The sequence below is a fragment of the Azospirillum griseum genome, assembly GCF_003966125.1.
In the GTDB taxonomy this organism is placed as follows: Bacteria; Pseudomonadota; Alphaproteobacteria; order Azospirillales; family Azospirillaceae; genus Azospirillum; species Azospirillum griseum.
The window spans coordinates 95,010-110,797 of the sequence record NZ_RXMA01000014.1 but is presented as its reverse complement, the minus strand read 5'-3'; the positions used below and the strand labels follow the sequence as shown (position 1 = coordinate 110,797).

Annotated in this window: 15 protein-coding genes; 3 read left to right on the top strand and 12 right to left on the bottom strand. The window is 66.2% G+C overall.

Annotated elements, in window-relative coordinates:
* Nucleotides 1-17: 17 nt before the first annotated feature.
* The 9 genes from EJ903_RS15555 to EJ903_RS15515 all read right to left on the bottom strand — a co-directional run bounded on the left by EJ903_RS15555 (nt 18) and on the right by EJ903_RS15515 (nt 9,765).
* Entirely contained in the window at nt 18-1,103 is a 1,086-nt protein-coding gene (locus tag EJ903_RS15555; RefSeq protein WP_246015617.1) for an amino acid ABC transporter substrate-binding protein, read from the bottom strand.
* Between the two features lie 278 nt (nt 1,104-1,381).
* Nucleotides 1,382-2,419 carry an ABC transporter substrate-binding protein gene (locus EJ903_RS15550; protein WP_126617042.1) on the bottom strand — a complete coding sequence of 346 codons (1,038 nt, stop codon included), beginning with the start codon at nt 2,417-2,419 and terminating at the stop codon, nt 1,382-1,384.
* Between the two features lie 172 nt (nt 2,420-2,591).
* A complete protein-coding gene (gene ssuD, locus EJ903_RS15545; protein ID WP_126617040.1) occupies nt 2,592-3,779 on the bottom strand; it encodes an FMNH2-dependent alkanesulfonate monooxygenase in 1,188 nt (395 codons plus the stop codon).
* Nucleotides 3,776-4,738 carry a sulfonate ABC transporter substrate-binding protein gene (locus tag EJ903_RS15540; protein WP_126617038.1) on the bottom strand — a complete coding sequence of 321 codons (963 nt, stop codon included), beginning with the start codon at nt 4,736-4,738 and terminating at the stop codon, nt 3,776-3,778. The genes ssuD and EJ903_RS15540 overlap by 4 nt, the downstream gene beginning before the upstream one ends.
* Nucleotides 4,739-4,834: 96 nt before the next feature.
* Nucleotides 4,835-6,046 carry an acyl-CoA dehydrogenase family protein gene (locus EJ903_RS15535; RefSeq protein WP_126617036.1) on the bottom strand — a complete coding sequence of 404 codons (1,212 nt, stop codon included), beginning with the start codon at nt 6,044-6,046 and terminating at the stop codon, nt 4,835-4,837.
* Nucleotides 6,046-7,044, bottom strand: coding sequence for an NrtA/SsuA/CpmA family ABC transporter substrate-binding protein (locus EJ903_RS15530; RefSeq protein WP_126617034.1), 999 nt, complete (start codon nt 7,042-7,044; stop codon nt 6,046-6,048). The genes EJ903_RS15535 and EJ903_RS15530 overlap by 1 nt, the downstream gene beginning before the upstream one ends.
* A 34-nt stretch (nt 7,045-7,078) precedes the next feature.
* Nucleotides 7,079-7,795: an ABC transporter ATP-binding protein gene (locus EJ903_RS15525; protein WP_126617032.1), complete on the bottom strand. Its 717-nt coding sequence runs from the start codon at nt 7,793-7,795 to the stop codon at nt 7,079-7,081.
* Complete coding sequence (locus tag EJ903_RS15520; RefSeq protein WP_126617030.1) at nt 7,792-8,652, bottom strand: ABC transporter permease subunit; 861 nt, start codon at nt 8,650-8,652, stop codon at nt 7,792-7,794. Before EJ903_RS15520 ends, EJ903_RS15525 begins: the two co-directional genes overlap by 4 nt.
* A gap of 30 nt (nt 8,653-8,682) precedes the next feature.
* Nucleotides 8,683-9,765, bottom strand: coding sequence for an LLM class flavin-dependent oxidoreductase (locus EJ903_RS15515; protein ID WP_126617028.1), 1,083 nt, complete (start codon nt 9,763-9,765; stop codon nt 8,683-8,685).
* 212 nt (nt 9,766-9,977) lie between these two features.
* Here EJ903_RS15515 and EJ903_RS15510 point away from each other — a divergent pair, with 212 nt between their 5' ends.
* From EJ903_RS15510 to bioB, 3 genes are all read left to right on the top strand, one after another.
* Nucleotides 9,978-10,601, top strand: coding sequence for a GntR family transcriptional regulator (locus tag EJ903_RS15510; RefSeq protein ID WP_126617026.1), 624 nt, complete (start codon nt 9,978-9,980; stop codon nt 10,599-10,601).
* 138 nt (nt 10,602-10,739) lie between these two features.
* On the top strand, nt 10,740-11,330 hold the full coding sequence (locus EJ903_RS15505; protein WP_126617024.1) for a biotin transporter BioY: 591 nt from the start codon (nt 10,740-10,742) through the stop codon (nt 11,328-11,330).
* Nucleotides 11,327-12,304 (top strand): biotin synthase BioB, encoded by a 978-nt coding sequence (gene bioB, locus EJ903_RS15500; protein ID WP_126617022.1) that lies wholly within the window; start codon nt 11,327-11,329, stop codon nt 12,302-12,304. The genes EJ903_RS15505 and bioB overlap by 4 nt, the downstream gene beginning before the upstream one ends.
* Before the next feature lie 319 nt (nt 12,305-12,623).
* On the opposite strand, the gene EJ903_RS15495 is transcribed toward bioB, so the two are convergent.
* From EJ903_RS15495 to EJ903_RS15485, 3 genes are all read right to left on the bottom strand, one after another.
* The gene (locus tag EJ903_RS15495; protein ID WP_126617020.1) at nt 12,624-13,919 is read right to left on the bottom strand and encodes an NAD(P)/FAD-dependent oxidoreductase; all 1,296 of its coding nucleotides are present in this window, start codon (nt 13,917-13,919) and stop codon (nt 12,624-12,626) included.
* Nucleotides 13,920-13,972: 53 nt separating this feature from the next.
* Nucleotides 13,973-14,395 carry a Rid family hydrolase gene (locus EJ903_RS15490; RefSeq protein WP_126617018.1) on the bottom strand — a complete coding sequence of 141 codons (423 nt, stop codon included), beginning with the start codon at nt 14,393-14,395 and terminating at the stop codon, nt 13,973-13,975.
* A 107-nt stretch (nt 14,396-14,502) separates the two neighbouring features.
* Nucleotides 14,503-15,642 carry an ornithine cyclodeaminase family protein gene (locus tag EJ903_RS15485; protein WP_126617016.1) on the bottom strand — a complete coding sequence of 380 codons (1,140 nt, stop codon included), beginning with the start codon at nt 15,640-15,642 and terminating at the stop codon, nt 14,503-14,505.
* Nucleotides 15,643-15,788: the final 146 nt, after the last annotated feature.

Here is a 15,788-nt window from a genome sequence, read left to right as displayed (position 1 = left end):
CGGCTGCCGTGTCAGGCTCAACGGAAGGGCGGGGCGTAGAGCAGGCCGCCCTGCGTCCACAGGGCGTTGTGCCCGCGTTCCAGCGCGACCTTGGTCTTCGGGCCGACGTGGCGGTCGAAGATCTCGCCGTAATTCCCCACCGTCTTGATAATGGTGTAAATGAATTTGGGGTCGAGCTTGGCCGCTTCGCCCAGGCTGGGATCCACGCCCAGGAAGCGACGGATGCCGGGGTCGCTGCTGGTCAGGAAGCTGTCGACGTTGGCCTGGGTGATGCCGAACTCTTCGGCCTGGATGGTGGCGTTCACCACCCAATTGACGATCTCCAGCCATTGATCGTCGCCGTAGCGGATCGCCGGGGCCAGCGGTTCCTTGGAAATCCGTTCGGGCAGCAGGACGTAATCGTCGGGCTTGGGCAGCAGGGTGCGGGTGATCGCCAGATCGGAGGAATCCTGGGTCAGCACGTCGCAACGGCCGCTGGCGAACGCCTTCTGGTTTTCCGCCGTTTCCTCGATCACCACCGGTTTGAAGGTGATTTTGTTCTGGCGGAAAAAGTCGGTGATGTTCAACTCGCCCGTGGTCCCGGTCTGCACGCAGACGGTGGCCCCGTTCAGCTCCTTGCCCTTGGTCACGCCCAGCTTTTTGGGGACCAGCAGCCCTTGGCCGTCATAGAAGACGACCGGACCGAAATGGAAGCCCAGCTTGGTGGCGCGGGTGAAGGTCTGGGTCACGCCCGACAGCAGAATGTCGAACTCCCCCGATTGCAGGGAGGGAAGCCGTTGCTGCGGCGAGGAGGCGATGAACTGCACCTTGTCCGGGTCGTTGAACACGGCGATGGACAGCGCCCGCCCGAAATCGACGAAGAAACCCTGCCAGCGCCCGTTGCTGTCGGGTGAGAAGAAACCGGGCTGGGTGCCGACGCCGACCTTGATGGTTCCGCGCGCCTTGATGGCGTCGAGCGTCGGTCCCGCCTTGGCGGCGCCGGTGAGGGCCAACCCCAAGGCCAGGCTCAACGCACCGGCGATCAGCAGGCGCGGCGCCAGGCCCTTGGCGTTGGTGGGGCTGGTCGGGTGAGGCGGTGGAGAGGAGTGCGACAGGCTGCGCATGGTGTGGATTCCCGCAGAGTTTTGTGGTGTTGCCGCCGCGCTTGTGTTCGACGTGTTTGTAACGCCGAATGACCGAACCCAATGGCGGTGCGGGGCGTGCGGCTTATAATCTAATTATCTGGTAGACAATTATGGGTGTCAACTTGAATGTGGAAATTTAAATACAGCAAATTTTAATAGTGAAATAAGGGGCGTGCAGACCGACCAATCCCCCGGCATCACAGCGCGGTGGACCGTGCGGAGGCCAACACGGTCCACCACGCCGTGATGAATGTTGGTCAGCTCCCGGCCCGCAGATGGGCTTCCGGGAAGAACAGATCGCGCCAATCGTTCGGCTTGTTGCGAATGGTGCCGATGCGTCCCATAAAATCGGTGAAGGTCCCGATGCCGCGCGGCGTCAGGTCGTAACTCACCTCCGGATGGGCGATCAGTTTGGCGACCGTGTCGGCGTCCAGCTTGGAATTGTCGATCTTGATGTAGATGCGCGCCGCCTCCTGCGGGTTGGCCTTGATGAAGGCGACCGCTTCCTCCAGGGCGGCGAGCACGGCCTTGTACAGTTTGGGGTTGGCGTCGCGGAAGCTGGCGGTGGTCCAGATCGCGCTGAAGGAGGCCGGGCCGCCCAGCACGTCGTAGGAACTCAGCAGCTTGTGGATTTTCGGATCCTGAAGTTGCTGGTCCTGGAACGGCGGGCTGGTGAAATGGGCGGTGATTTCGGTTTTGCCGGACAGCAGGGCGGCGGTTCCGTCGGGGTGCGCCAGGGACACGGTCAGGGGATCAAGCCGCGCGTGCTGGCCGCTGCCGAACGCCTGTTCCGCCGCGATTTGCAGAACGATGGCTTGATAGGACGCGCGCACCGAGGGGACCACGATGCGGTCCTTTTCGGTGAAATCGGCAAGGCTTTTCACCTCGGCCCGGTTGGTGTTCAGATAGGCCGGTTGGGCGTTCAGCGCGCCAACACCGCGCAGATTCGCGTTTCCGCGTGTTTTGTCCCAGGCGATGATGAAGGCTGGCACGCCCGCCGCACCGAAATCGGCGTTGCCGGACAGGGTGGCCTCGGTGATCGTCGTCGGGTTTCCTAGAGCGGTGTAGCTGGTTTTGATCACGCCCAGACCGGCGGCCGCCGCGTGTTTTTCGACCAGCCCCAGATCCTGCATGACATAGAGCTGAAGGTACCCAAGGCCGAGGTTGCGGGCAAAGCGCACCTCTGTAGCCTCGGCTCTGGCCATGGTCGGCTGCAAAAGGGACGGAACGGCGACCGACAGGCCAATCGCCATGGCGAGCGCGGCGCGGCGGGTGAGGCGGGGCAGCAGTGGCATGGCGGGCGATGTCCTCACACAAGGGGGCGGATGACGCGAAAGCGGTGCGCGGGCAGGGCAGGGGCTGACCGCCTGCCGACCCACGCCACCGCCTCCCACAAGGTCAGCGGCGCGAGCGGCAGGAACCCGAGCAACAGGAACCAGGGCGGCCTCCCCACTCATGAACCGGTTTTCACTGCGCCGATTGGCGCAGTGCCGGCGGTTGCTGGTTGGCGATGCTTTCGCCAAAGGGGCCGTTGTTTGCCGCGCGACCGCGCGACCGCCCGGTGGTGGCCGCCAGCGGCAGCAGCGGGAACACCAGCTCGGCGAAGCGGTACGCCTCCTCCAGATGCGGGTAGCCCGACAGGATGAAGGTGTCGATGCCGAGGTCGATGTATTCGCGCATGCGGGCGGCCACCGTCGCCGGATCGCCGACCAGGGCGGTTCCCGCCCCGCCGCGCACCAGCCCGACACCCGCCCACAGGTTGGGGCTGACCTCCAGCTTGTCGCGGCGGCCGCCATGCAACTCCGACATCCGGCGTTGACCGACCGAATCCATCCGGCTGTAGACCGATTGCGCCGCCGCGATGGTGGCGTCGTCAACGTGGCGGATCAGGTCGTCGGCGGCCTTCCACGCCTGTTCGTTGGTGTCCCGCACGATCACGTGCAGGCGGATGCCGAAAGTGACGGTCCGGCCCTGCGCCTCGGCCAGACGGCGGACCTCCGCCAGCTTGGCGGCCACCTGCGCCGGAGGTTCGCCCCAGGTCAGATATTTGTCGACATAGGTGGCGGCGATCCCGTTGGCGGCGTCGGACGACCCGCCGAAGAACAACGGCGGCCCGCCCGCCTGGACCGGCGGGTAGAACAGGCGGCCATCCTCGATGCGGATGTGTTTGCCCTGGTGGTGGACCGGCTCCGGCCCGAACAGGCCCTTCCACACGTCCAGGAATTCGCGCGTCACCTCATAGCGTTCATCGTGCGAGAGAAAGATGCCGTCCCCCTTGTTCTCGACCGGATCGCCGCCGGTGACGACGTTGACCAGCAACCGCCCGTCGGAGATCCGGTCCAGCGTCGCCGCCATGCGGGCGGCCAGCGTCGGCGATTGCAAACCGGGCCGGACGGCGACCAGATAGCGCAGCCGCTCGGTCACGGGGACCAGCGAGGAGGCGACCACCCAACTGTCTTCGCAGGAACGGCCGGTCGGGAGCAGCACCCCGTAATAACCCAGGCTGTCGGCGGCCTGGGCGATCTGGCGCAGATAATGTCGGTCGGTCTCGCGTGCGCCGATGGTGGTGCCGAGATGGCGTCCGTCCCCGTGGGTGGGGATGAACCAGAGGATGTTGGCTTCGCCGGGGGTGGTGGTGTGGGGCTGGTGGCTCATGACTTGGTTCCGGGAGCGGCGGTGGACACGTCGATCTTTTTGGGAATCAGCTTCAGCTCAAAAAAGGTGTCGGCGATGCGCTGCTGTTCGGCGATCACCTCGGCATCGATGGGGCGCAGGCCGTAGCTCTGGCGACCGGCGGCAACCTCCAGGACCGAGACCGGAATGCCCACCTTCGGGCTGAGTTGCTCGGCCACCGTCTTGACGTTCTTGCCCGCCCAGTCGTCGATCTCCTTCAGCCCGGCCAGAATGGCGTCGATGGCCGGTTGGTTGGCGGCGGCGAAGGGCTTGGCGGCCAGGAAGAACTGGTGGTTCTTGACGATGTTCGTGCCGTCGGGGCTGGTTCCGTCGGTCAGGGTGCGGGCACCGGTGGCGGCGGACGCGGCGGCGTAGAACGGGTCCCAGATCGCCCAGGCGTCCACCGCACCGCGTTCGAAGGCGGCGCGGGCGTCGGCGGGCGGCAGATAGATCGGTTCAACGTCGGTGATCGTCAGCCCGGCCTTTTCCAGCGCCTTGACCAGCAGATAATGAACGTTGGAGCCCTTGTTCAGGGCAACCTTGCGGCCCTTGAGCTGGGCCACCGACTGGATCGCGCTGTCCTTCGGCACCAGGATCGCTTCGCCCTTGGGCGAGGCCGGTTCATAGCCGACATAGAGCAGCGGCGCGCCCGCAGCCTGTGCGAAGATCGGCGGCGCTTCCCCCGTGGTCCCGAAATCGAGCGCGCCGACGTTCAGCGCCTCCAGCAACTGCGGGCCACCGGGAAATTCGGTCCAGGCGACGCTGTAGCCCAGCGGGGCCAGCTTCTTTTCCAGCAGGCCCTGTTCCTTCAGGATGATGAGGGTCCCGTATTTCTGATAACCGATGCGGACCTGCTTGTCGGCGGCGAGCGCGTCGCCGACCGGTGCGGCAAGACCCAGCAGGGCGGCCGCGCCGACCAGCATTCCAATGAGCCGTTTCATGGCGTTGAGCCTCTGTGACTGTCGATTGCGTCGTGTGTGGCCGATCCCGCGCGCCGTCCCTGAGGCCGCGCGTTTCTGGGCAAGGCACGGATGTGTTTAGAAAAATCCCTTGGCGGGCAGCGGTGTGCCGTGGATCGCGTGGGCACCCACGGCCATCGCCTTGTAGGACGCGGGGTTGTGCGACGCCAAGGTGCGGGCGTTGCGCCAATGGCGGTCCAGGTTGGCGGTGCGCAGGGTGGCCGACGCCCCGGCCACGTCGAAAATCAGGCCGCCGCTGCGCAGAGCCAGATCATCGACGACGATCTTCGCCTTGGCGGCGGCGAGCGCGGCGGCGTGGGCCAGAGCGGGATCGTCGATACCCTCGTCCCGGCGGCGGGCCACGGCGTCGAGCGCGTCGGCGGCGGCCAGAACCACGGTTTCGGCGGCGAAGGCGTTCGCGGCGATCTGCCCGATGGCCTGTTGCAGGATCGGATCGTCGGCGGGCCGGGCCGCCGGGGCGTGGTAGAAACCGCGCCGCCGGTCCCGCAACAGCGCGGTGGCGTCGTTCAGAATGCCCCGGATGATCCCGGCGTTGACCGTGGTCAGGAACAATTGGGCCTGGGTGTTGGCGTAGGCCAGGCCATAGCCCGTTCCCTCGCGGTCGAACACGGCTTCGTCCGGTTCGACGCGGACGCTGTGGAAATGGGTGGTCCCTGACGCGGTCAGGCGCTGGCCGATGCCGTCCCAATCATCGACGATCTCGACGCCGTCGCGACCGGTCGGGATGATGACGGCGGCCAGCGCGTCGCCGGGACCGACCGCGCGCACCAGGGTGTAGTCGGCGTACAGCGTGCCGGTGCTGTAATACTTCGTCCCGTTCAGCCGATAGCCGTGACCGTCCGGTGTCAGGCGGGTGTCGGGGGCGGCCCCGCCGACGACGGGGGTGCCGAGTTCCGTGTTCGCCAGGCCGATGATCGCCCCATCGGCCACGGCGTCCCGCCAGCGCCGGGCCTGGGCGCTGCGCGGGGTGCGGATGTATTGCTCGGTCGCGGTGAAGTGGTTGCGCAGAATGTGCGCCACATTCGCGTCCGCCGCCGCCAATTGCAGGACCAGCCCGAACAGGGCGTGGAAGCTCAGGCCGCCACCGCCGTCGGCGGTGGCGATCCGCAACGCGCCGAAACGCGCCTGCCGCAGCAGGTCGAGCGCGGCAAAGGGCAGGCTGCGGGTGCGCTCCCGCTCGGACGCGCCCTCCGCGATCCGGTCGAACAGGGCGGCAAAGCCGTCGGCGCTGTCGGCCAACGGGGTTTTTTCAATCGTCTCGACGCTCATCACACCCTCGCCAGATGATCGGCCACCGTCACCGCTTCGGGCAGAACCTTGCGGGCGACCAGCCACTCGGTGGCTTTTTGCAGTTCGGTGACGAAGCTCTGGTCGGTGACGGGATACAGGGTGTAGCGCCGTTTCAGGCTGATGAGATGGTCGCGCACCTCGTCGCGGTATCCGGCCTTGGCCTGGGCGATGTGCTCGGCCTCCTTCGTGTTGGCCGTGGCCCAATCCGCCTCGATCTTCAAGGCGGCGTTGAAGGCGCGGATCAGCGACGGGTTGTCCTCCGCGAAGCGGCGGCGGGTGAGGTAGGAGGTGAAATCGATCTGGAAATCCAGGTCGCGGCCTTCCAGAAACACGTCGGTGGCGTTGTGTTCGACCCGGGCGATGTCCACCCCCGGACTCCACATCGACCACGCGTCCACCTTGCCGGACGCCAGCGCAGGCGCGGCGTCGGGCGGGTTCAGATAGACGACGTTGACCTTGGAGCGGTCGATTCCGTGCTTTTCCAACGCGGCCACCAACAGGAACTCGCCCAGACCCGACCGGTTGACCGCCACCGATTTGCCGACAAGGTCCTTCACCGTGCGGATGCCCGAGTCCGGCTTGGCGATGATGGAGGTGGTGCGCGGGTCGTAGACCAGGAATTGGGTGAACACCAACGGCGACCCGGCGATGATCGCCGCCAGCGCCGGGGTGGTGCTGCCGCCAAAGCTGACATCGGCGGTCCCGCCGGTCACGGCCTGCAAGGTCGGCGCGTGGTTGGGGAAGGGGCCGATCCATTCGACCTTGATGCCGTCCTTGGCCAGCGTCTTTTCCAGCTCGCCCCGTTCCTTGGCGATGAAGGTCAGGCCGGTGAAGCCCCAGGTCAGGCGCAGCGTGTCGGTCTTGCGCCCGTCGGCGGCGAAGGCCGACGGAAAGCTGGACAAACCGGCCAACGCACCGGCCCCGGCCAAGGAGGAGGCCAGGAAGCGGCGGCGGGTGGAGGGGGGAAAATCGGTCATTGATCGGGGTTCCCAAACAGGAGAGTGGGGGAATTCAGGCGGCAAACCCGGCGCGCACGCCCAGTTCGGCCAGCAAAAGGCGGCGCAGACCCAGGGCGTCGCCCGCCTGCTCGGTGTGGTGTTCGGCGGCGATGACGCCGCTGCGCATCACCAGGATGCGGTCGGCCAGCGCGATGGCCTCGTCCACGTCGTGCGTCACCAGCAGCACGCCGGGCCGGTGCCGCGCGACCAGCTCCTTGACCAGACCATGCATGCGGATGCGGGTGAGGGCGTCGAGCGCGGCGAACGGTTCGTCGAGCAGCAGCAGTTCGGGTTCCTGCACCAGCGCGCGGGCCAGGGCGACGCGCTGGGCCTGCCCACCGGACAGGTTGCGTGGCCAGTCGTCCAGCCGGTCGCCGAGACCGACCTCGGCCAGCGCGGCGGCGGCCCGTTCGCGCGCGCCCTGCGGCGGCAGGCCAAGCGCCACGTTGCTCCACAGCGTGTCCCAGGGCAGCAGGCGGTGTTCCTGGAAGACGACGGCGGGCCGTCCGGGGGCGTCGATGCGCCCGCCCTGGATCGGGTCCAGACCGGCCAGCGCGCGGAGCAGCGTGGTCTTGCCGCAGCCGCTTTCGCCCAGCAGCGCCACGAACTCCCCGCGCGCGATGCGCAGGGTGAGGGCGTCGATGACGGTGCGGTTCCCATAGGCGCGGCGCAGATCGGTGACGGTGACGGCGTCGCCGCTGTCTTGATGGACGGGGTGGGGGCGGGTCATCGGGCGGCTCCGTAATTCGGGTGCCAGGCGAGCAGGCGGCGTTCGAGCGCGCGGGCGAGGCTGTCGGCCCCGACGCCGATCAGCGCGTAGATGACGATGGTCAGCACGATCACGTCGGTGCGCAGGAACTCCCGCGCGTCCATCGCCAGAAAGCCCAATCCGGCCTGCGCGCCGATGGTTTCCGCCACCACCAGCGCCAGCCAGGCGGTGGCCAGCGCGTAACGCACGCCGGTCAGGATCGACGGCAGGGCACCGGGCAGAATGACGCGGCGGATCAACAGCGCGGTGCTCAAACCCTGAACCCGGCCAGGCTCCAGCAGCTTGGGATCGACCTGACGGATGCCCAAGGTGGTGTTGATGTAGATCGGGAAGGCCACGCCCAGCGAAACGAGGAAGATTTTCTGCCCCTCGCCCACGCCGAACCAGACGATGACCAGGGGCAGCAGCGCCAGAAAGGGAATGGCGCGGATCATCTGGACGCTGCGGTCGATGGCCGCCTCGGCCAACCGCGAAAATCCCACCAGCGTTCCCAGCGCGAAACCGATCCCGCCGCCCAGCGCGAAGCCGACCGCCGCGCGCAGCAGGCTGACGCCAAGATCATGCGGCAGGCTGCCGGACAGGGTCAGCTTGACGGCGGTCGCCACAACCTTGCTTGGCGCGGGCAGGATTTGGGGGGACAGCCAGCCGTTTCGGGCCAGCGCCTCCCAGACCAGAACCAGCAGGACCGGCGCGATCCAGGAGATGGCGATCAACCCGCGCGGGCCGATGGCGGTCCCGCCCGCTCCGCGCCGATCATTCGACCGCTGGCGCTGCTGGGGCGGGGTGACTGTGATGGATGTGTGTTCGATGGCGCTCATGGGGATCTCCGCCGCGTGGGGGACGCCGGGCTATTCGGCGGCTGCGCGCGCGGGACGGTCGGTTGGAACCGTTTTGCCGACGCGCGGAAAGATTTCGGCGGCAAAGCGCCGCAGTTCGGATCGCAACGGTTGGAATTGCAGCATGAACAGCTCGACCCCGGCGGCGTGGAACGCCTTGATGCGCTCGGCCACCTGATCGTGGCTGCCGACCAGACCGGCGGCGGTTCCGCCGTTGCTGCCGACCCGCACCGATTTTGCCATGGTCTGGTGCATCACCACCTTGGGATCGGAGTTGCCGCGCTGGACCGCGCGCACGTCCGCGTCCTTCTCGGCCAGGGACAGCAGATGCTCGTAATAGTCCTGGGCCTCGGCCTCCGTGTCGCGGGCGATGACGAAGGCCGACAGGCCGAAGCGCAGCGGCACGCCCGCGCGGGGCCGACGGCGCAGATCGGCGATCAGCGCCTCGACGTCGGCAAGCGGCTGGCCGTTGATGAACCACACGTCGCCATGGTCGGCGACCAGCGCGCGGGCCGGCTCGGATTCGCCGCCGACATAGATCGACGGGCGCGGGCGGAACAGATCCTTCGGGGTCAGCGCGTAATCGGTGATGGTGAACTGCGCGCCCTGGTGGGTGACGCGTTCCCCGGCGATCAGGCGTGACACGATGGAAATCCATTCCCGGCCATAGGCGTAGCGGTCGTCATGCTCGCCAAAGGGGATGCCCGCCTTTTCAAACTCCACCCGGTTCCAGGCGTTGACCAGATTGAGGCCGAAGCGCCCGCCGCTGATGTTTTCGATTTGCAGCGCCATCTTGGCCAGAAAGACCGGATGGTGGATGTAGGGCTTGATGGCGGCGATGATCTCGATCCGGCTGGTCAGCGCCGCCAGGGCGGCGGCGGCGGTCCAGGTTTCGAGCTGGTCATGGTTGGGCAGATGCGGGTTGACCGTGTGCTGCGCCACCAGGGTGGAATCGAACCCCAGGGCCTCGGCCTCCAGCACCACGGCGCGGTTGTGCTCCCACGAGGCGTCGAACGGTTCGGCGGGATCCTGCAATGCGGCGCGGGGACCATGGACCGGTGCCCAAACACCAAACCGGATGGCGGAAGTCGCCATGGCAATCGTCCTTATCGTCAGGGGCTGTCGCGAAAGGGTGGCACCCAAGGGGGCGGTCATGTTGCGCGGTCGGCGACGGCGCGCCCACAGAAATCTCGATTACACTAGTAGGTAAGTCAATATATAAAATATAATAACACTAAAGAAATGTTTTTATAGCGCAAGGCGCTTGGACGCTTGGCGAGGCCGCCCGTTGGAATTATCTATAAAACATGACGAAATCGAAAGACGACACCATCGCCGCGCGCATCGGCAAGGCGCTTGCCGACCGCATCATCGCCGGAACTCTGGAGCCGGGATCCCGGCTTGGCCAGGATCACATCGCCGAGGAGTTCGGGGCCAGCCATGTGCCGGTGCGCGAGGCGTTCCGGCGGCTGGAGGCGCAAGGGCTGGTGGTCAGCGAACCGCGCCGGGGGGTGCGGGTCGCCAGCTTCAGCATGGCGGATGTCAAGGAGGTGGCCGAGATGCGGGCCGCCTTGGAGGTGTTGGCGCTGCGCCACGCCGCGCCGCATCTGACCCCGGCCATTCTGGACGCGGCGGAGGAGGCGACCCGGGCCGGGGACAAGGCGGGCGACGTCCAGGCGTGGGAGGACGCCAACCGCAACTTCCATCGTCTGATTCTCAACCCCTGCGGCATGCCCCGGCTGCTGGCGTCGATTGCCGATCTGCACATGGCCAGCGCCCGTTTCCTGTTTTCGGGATGGCGGGCCGAATGGGACGCGCCGACGGACCGGGACCACCGGGCGATTCTCGACGCCCTGCGGGCGGGAAAGCTGGACGTCGCCGCGTCCGTGCTGGCCCGGCATGTTCAATGGGTCGGTCGGAAGCCTCGATAAATCAAAGCATTGGGTCGCCCGGGCGGGCGTGGTGGGGGCGTTGGCGCAGCGGGCTGTTGCCAAGATTGGACATCCGTGTCTTTCTTTAGCGATAGAAATTCAAAATTATCTATAATTTCTCGCCGAAGGAAACACCACATGCCCCACGCCATCGCACACCCCACCACCGCAAGGGCGCTTGAAAGCCCGCAGGCCCGGCTTGCCCGGACGGTTCTGACCGTTCTGGCGGGCACCGCCCTGGTGACGCTCGCCGCCAAGACGCAGATCCCGTTTTGGCCGGTGCCGATGACTCTGCACACCCTGGCCGTGATGGCTCTGGCCGTGGCCTTCGGGCCGCGCGTCGCCGTTTCGATCCTGTTGACCTATCTGGCGAGCGGGGCCGTCGGGCTGCCGGTCTTCTCCGGTTCGCCGGAACGCGGCGTCGGCCTCGCCTACATGGTCGGGCCGACGGGCGGCTATCTGCTGGGCTATCTCGCCGCCGCCGGGGTGGTGGGGGCGTTGGCGCGCGGCGCGGGTTTTGTCGGTCGGGTCGGCGCGATGCTGGCCGGGTTGGCGCTGGTGTATCTGTTCGGCGTGGCGTGGCTGGCCGTCTTCGTGCCGGTGGACCGGCTTCTGGCGGTTGGTGTCGCGCCGTTCCTGCTGGGCGACCTGCTGAAGATCGGCGTCGTCGCGGTGGGCGGGGCGCTGCTGCCGGGGCTGCGCGGCTGGGTCAAGGGTATTCGGTCGTGACGGCGGTGGATGGAACGATCCGACGCGACTGGACCATCGACGGCATCACCACCCTGCTCACCCTGCCGTTGCTGGAACTGGTCGGGCGGGCCAACGCGGTGCATCGCCAGCACCACGACCCGAACCGGGTGCAGAGGGCAAGCCTGCTGTCGATCAAGACCGGCGGCTGCCCGGAGAACTGCGCCTATTGCCCGCAATCGGCCCATCACAGCGAGGTCGATCTGACCCGCGACCGGTTGATGAACCCGGATCAGGTGGTGGCGCTGGCCGCGACCGCCCAGGCGGCGGGGGCCGAGCGGTTCTGCATGGGGGCGGCGTGGCGGCAGGTGCGCGACGGCGCGGAGTTCGACGCCGTCCTCGCCATGGTGAAGGGCGTGCGGGCGCTGGGCATGGAGGCGTGCGTCACGCTGGGCATGCTCAAACCGCATCAAGCCGAGCGGCTCGCCGCCGCCGGTCTGACCGCTTACAACCACAATCTCGACACCAGCCCGGAGTTTTACGGGCAGATCGTCACCACCCGGACCTACGCGGATCGGCTGGAGACGCTGGCCATCGTCCGGTCCTTCGGCATCGATCTGTGCTGCGGCGGCATCATCGGCATGGGCGAGACGGTTCGGGACCGGGCGGCCATGCTGCATGTTCTGTCCGCGATGGATCCGCATCCCGAAAGCGTGCCGATCAACGCGCTGGTTCCGGTGGCCGGAACGCCGTTGGCCGACCGTCCCCCCATCGACCCGTTGGAATTGGTGCGGATGGTGGCGGCGACCCGTCTTGTCCTGCCGACATCGGTGGTGCGCCTGTCCGCTGGCCGCTCCAGCCTCAACCGCGAGGCGCAGATCCTGTGTCTGGTCGCCGGGGCCAATTCCCTGTTCTACGGCGACCGTCTGCTGACCACGCCCAACGCCGATGTGGGCACGGATTCCGAGCTGTTCGCCGCGCTGGGCGAACCGGCCTTGGCGGGGGCCGCTTCCTGACACTGACCTATGGAAAGCCCGTCGTCCGCTGTGGGCGACGGGCTTATGGTGGATCAGAGCAAGGTCAAAATGGAGTTGCCCTGGAAAAGTGGAGAGGCATCACCCTCAAATGTGGGGTTGATGGAGGTTCTGACGGTTCGAGCGAGGCATGGCAAGATTACGGCTGAATGCAAGCGTGACGCGCTTCGCATTATGCCGACGAGGTTGAACTGGTCCCCATCGACGGCCCTTCTGACGTGGTTTCTCCGACAGCATCGGCTTGCCACCGAACCAGGAGAGTGGAAGGGGCGTCCACCACATCACCTCAAACCACGAAGTCCTATTGCAGGCGCCCGAGCCGATAGGGTGTCGGGTCCACGATCGGTTTTTCTCCCGTCACAAGGTCGGCGGCGAGTTGTCCGGCGGCGGGGGCGGTGCCAAAACCGTGACCGGAAAAACCGCTGGCCACGATCAGGCCGGGAAGCCGTTCAACATGATCGATCACCGGCAAGGAGTCCGGTGTGATGTCCATCGTGCCCCCCCAGACCTGTTCAACCCTGGCGGCGGCAAAGGTGGGCCATGCGGCACGGATGTTGTCCATCGCTTCGGCGTTGATGCCATGATTCACGCGCGGATCCATGGTCCGCACCGTTTCGAAGGGGGTGGTGTCGGACGCGCGCCAACGGCGGGCCAACCGCAGATCGTCGAAAAACGCCTTGCCGAAGCTGATGCGCAGCTGGTGCCGTCCTTCCCGGAACATCGGGAGGTAGCGCAGTCCCAGCCGCGCGTGATCGAGCACGAGCGGCGATCCCACCGCCCCGCGTTGGCAGATGGTGAAGCCACCATCCATCCGCTTGCGGAAGGAGAAGTTCGGGCCACCAACCGCGATCTCGGTTGGTCCTTCCATGGGGGCGGTGCGGATCGCGTAGCATTCCAGCGGCAGGGTGGGCAGGAAGACCCCCAGATTTCCCAGGAAGCGGCGCGACCAGAGGCCGCCCGCAAGCACCACCTGATCGCAGGCGATTTCACCCTTTTCCGTCACGACGCCGCACACGGATCCGCCCGACAGGGACAGCGTGCGGACGGCGCAGTTTTCCAGGATGACCGCCCCCTTCGCCAAGGCCGCCCGGGCGATGGCGCTGGAGGCGAGGGTGGGTTCGGCACGACCATCCGATGGGGTGTGCACGCCCCCCACCCATTGCCCGGTGCCGCCCGGAACAAGATGGTCGATCTCCTTCGGTGTGACGAGTCGGGAATCCAACGACAGCCCCTGCGTCGCCGTCATCCAACGGCGATGAGCATTGAACTCGGCCTCGGTCTTGGCGAGGAACATGATTCCCGCCGGCCGATACCCGACATCCTCTCCAACGCGGGTGGCCATGGCGTTCCACAGGCGATCCGATTCCAGAGCCATCGGCAAATCGGCGACTGAACGCGAGGTTTTGCGCACCCAGCCGAGGTTGCGGGACGATTGTTCCCCCGCCAGCCGCCCCTTTTCCAGCACCACCACCGGAACACCGCGCTCCGCCAGGGTGAGCGCCGTGACCAGACCGACGATTCCCCCGCCGATCACGACAACGGTTGTGGATTTCGGCATCGCCGTGGATGTCTGGACGGGAGAAATGACCGGGGCCATGGGCGGTGTCCTTGATGGGATGGCGGCTGAATGGGACGGCGGGCGACAGCCCATCAGGGCGAGAGGGTGAGGCGTTCCACCTCTGCCTGACCGCTGCCACGGTAGGCCGTGACCTCGATCTCGACCTTGTAGACGGAGGAGCCGAGGGGTGGGCATGTCACCGTTGTCGTGGGATCAACGTTGCGGAAGACGTTGCCGAAGATGCCCATGACCGTCGGTGTGTCCTCCGGATTCTGGATGAAGACCCGCGTCGAAATCACGTCGGCCAGGCTGGCGTTGACCCCCTGAAGCGCGCGTTCGATGTTTGCGAACACCTGACGGGTTTGTTCGCTCACGTCCGCCGGGATGTCCTTGGTGAGGGGATTCCGGCCCGCCGTGTTGGACACAAAGATCCAATCATCGACCATGACGATGCGCGAGTAGCTGCTGGTTTCTTCCAGCTTGTTGCCGGATTTGACCTTTACGATTTTCACCATTGGGTGTCGTCCCGAGGCAGGGGCGGACCGGGCGATCCGCCGGGATGTGGGTGTGGGGGATGGCAGGGCTGCGCCATTGGCCAGGACGCGGCAGCGATCCGCCGACGTCAGCGCAGGACCGGGGTGTCCCACAGGTTCAGCGTGACGCCGATGCCCTTGGCAACGGCGTTCCGGTAGACCACCGTGCCCCACGCCACGTCTTCGACAGGCATGCCGCCCACCGACAGGATGATGATTTCCTCGTCGTTCTGGCGGCCGGGCTTGGCACCGGCGCAGATCGCGCCGAGATCCTCCAGGGCGTCGCGGCTCATTTTGCCTTCGTGGATCATGTCCATGAAGCGCACGCCGATCACCGGAACATGGACGTGAGCGGGTTTGGGCAGTTCCTCGAACCACGCCTCGTAGAGGCCGATGTTGTCCATCACCTTGCGGACGTCAGCCTGTTCCATGCCCGCGTCGATGTCGCAGGAGGCCGGCATCGACAGAAAGGCCCCCGGCTTGACCCACGCGCGCTTGACCATCGGGTATTTGGAAACGTCGCCGGTCTCACCGGACGCGCAGTAGGTCACGATGTCGGAACCACGGACGATCTGCTCGATGTCGTGAACGATTTCGACCGTGGTGATCTGCGGGTAGGTCTCCGTCACCCAGGATATGAAGCTGTCGAGGCTCCTTTGTCCGCGCCCCTGGACCTTTACGGTGTCGATGTTCGGACAGGTTGCCATGAACGCCGCCAGCGAAGTCTTGGCCATGACGCCGGGACCGTAAACACCGACGACCTTGGACCCCTTGCGGGCCAAATGACGCGCGCCGACACCGGGAACCGCGCCCGTCCGATAGGCGGACAGCAGGTTGGCCGACATGTGAGCCAGCGGTGCCCCGGTGTCGGCGTCGTTCAGCGTGAACATCAGAATGGAGCGGGGCAGACCTTTGTCGCGATTGGCAATGTTGGAGCCATACCATTTCATGCCGGCGGTGCAGTATTGGCCGCCGAGATAGGCGGGCATCGCCATGAAACGCCGGTCCGCTGTGGGTTTTGGCATGTTCGGAAACGGCGACTGTTCCGGGAAGACGATCATGGCACCGTGGGAGTCGTTGTTTGCCCCCGCCATCCGGTAATCGCCGGTGTGAAGCAGGACAAACATATCCTCCATCGTGTCCACGCACGCGGCCATATCGGTCACGCCCGCTTTGATCATGTCCTGTTCCGAAAGATAGAGGAAATCGATCTTGGGCAGGTCGCTCATGGTGATTGTCTTTCCTGATGGCGTGGGAGTGATGTTGGGAAGAAAGCCAAGAAATCCGATGCGAGTGTTGATCGTTTCAGCGAATCCGAAGTTTCCGATGGCGGAAACCTCTTTGGTTTTTTCATGAATTGTTGCGGTTGGTGCTG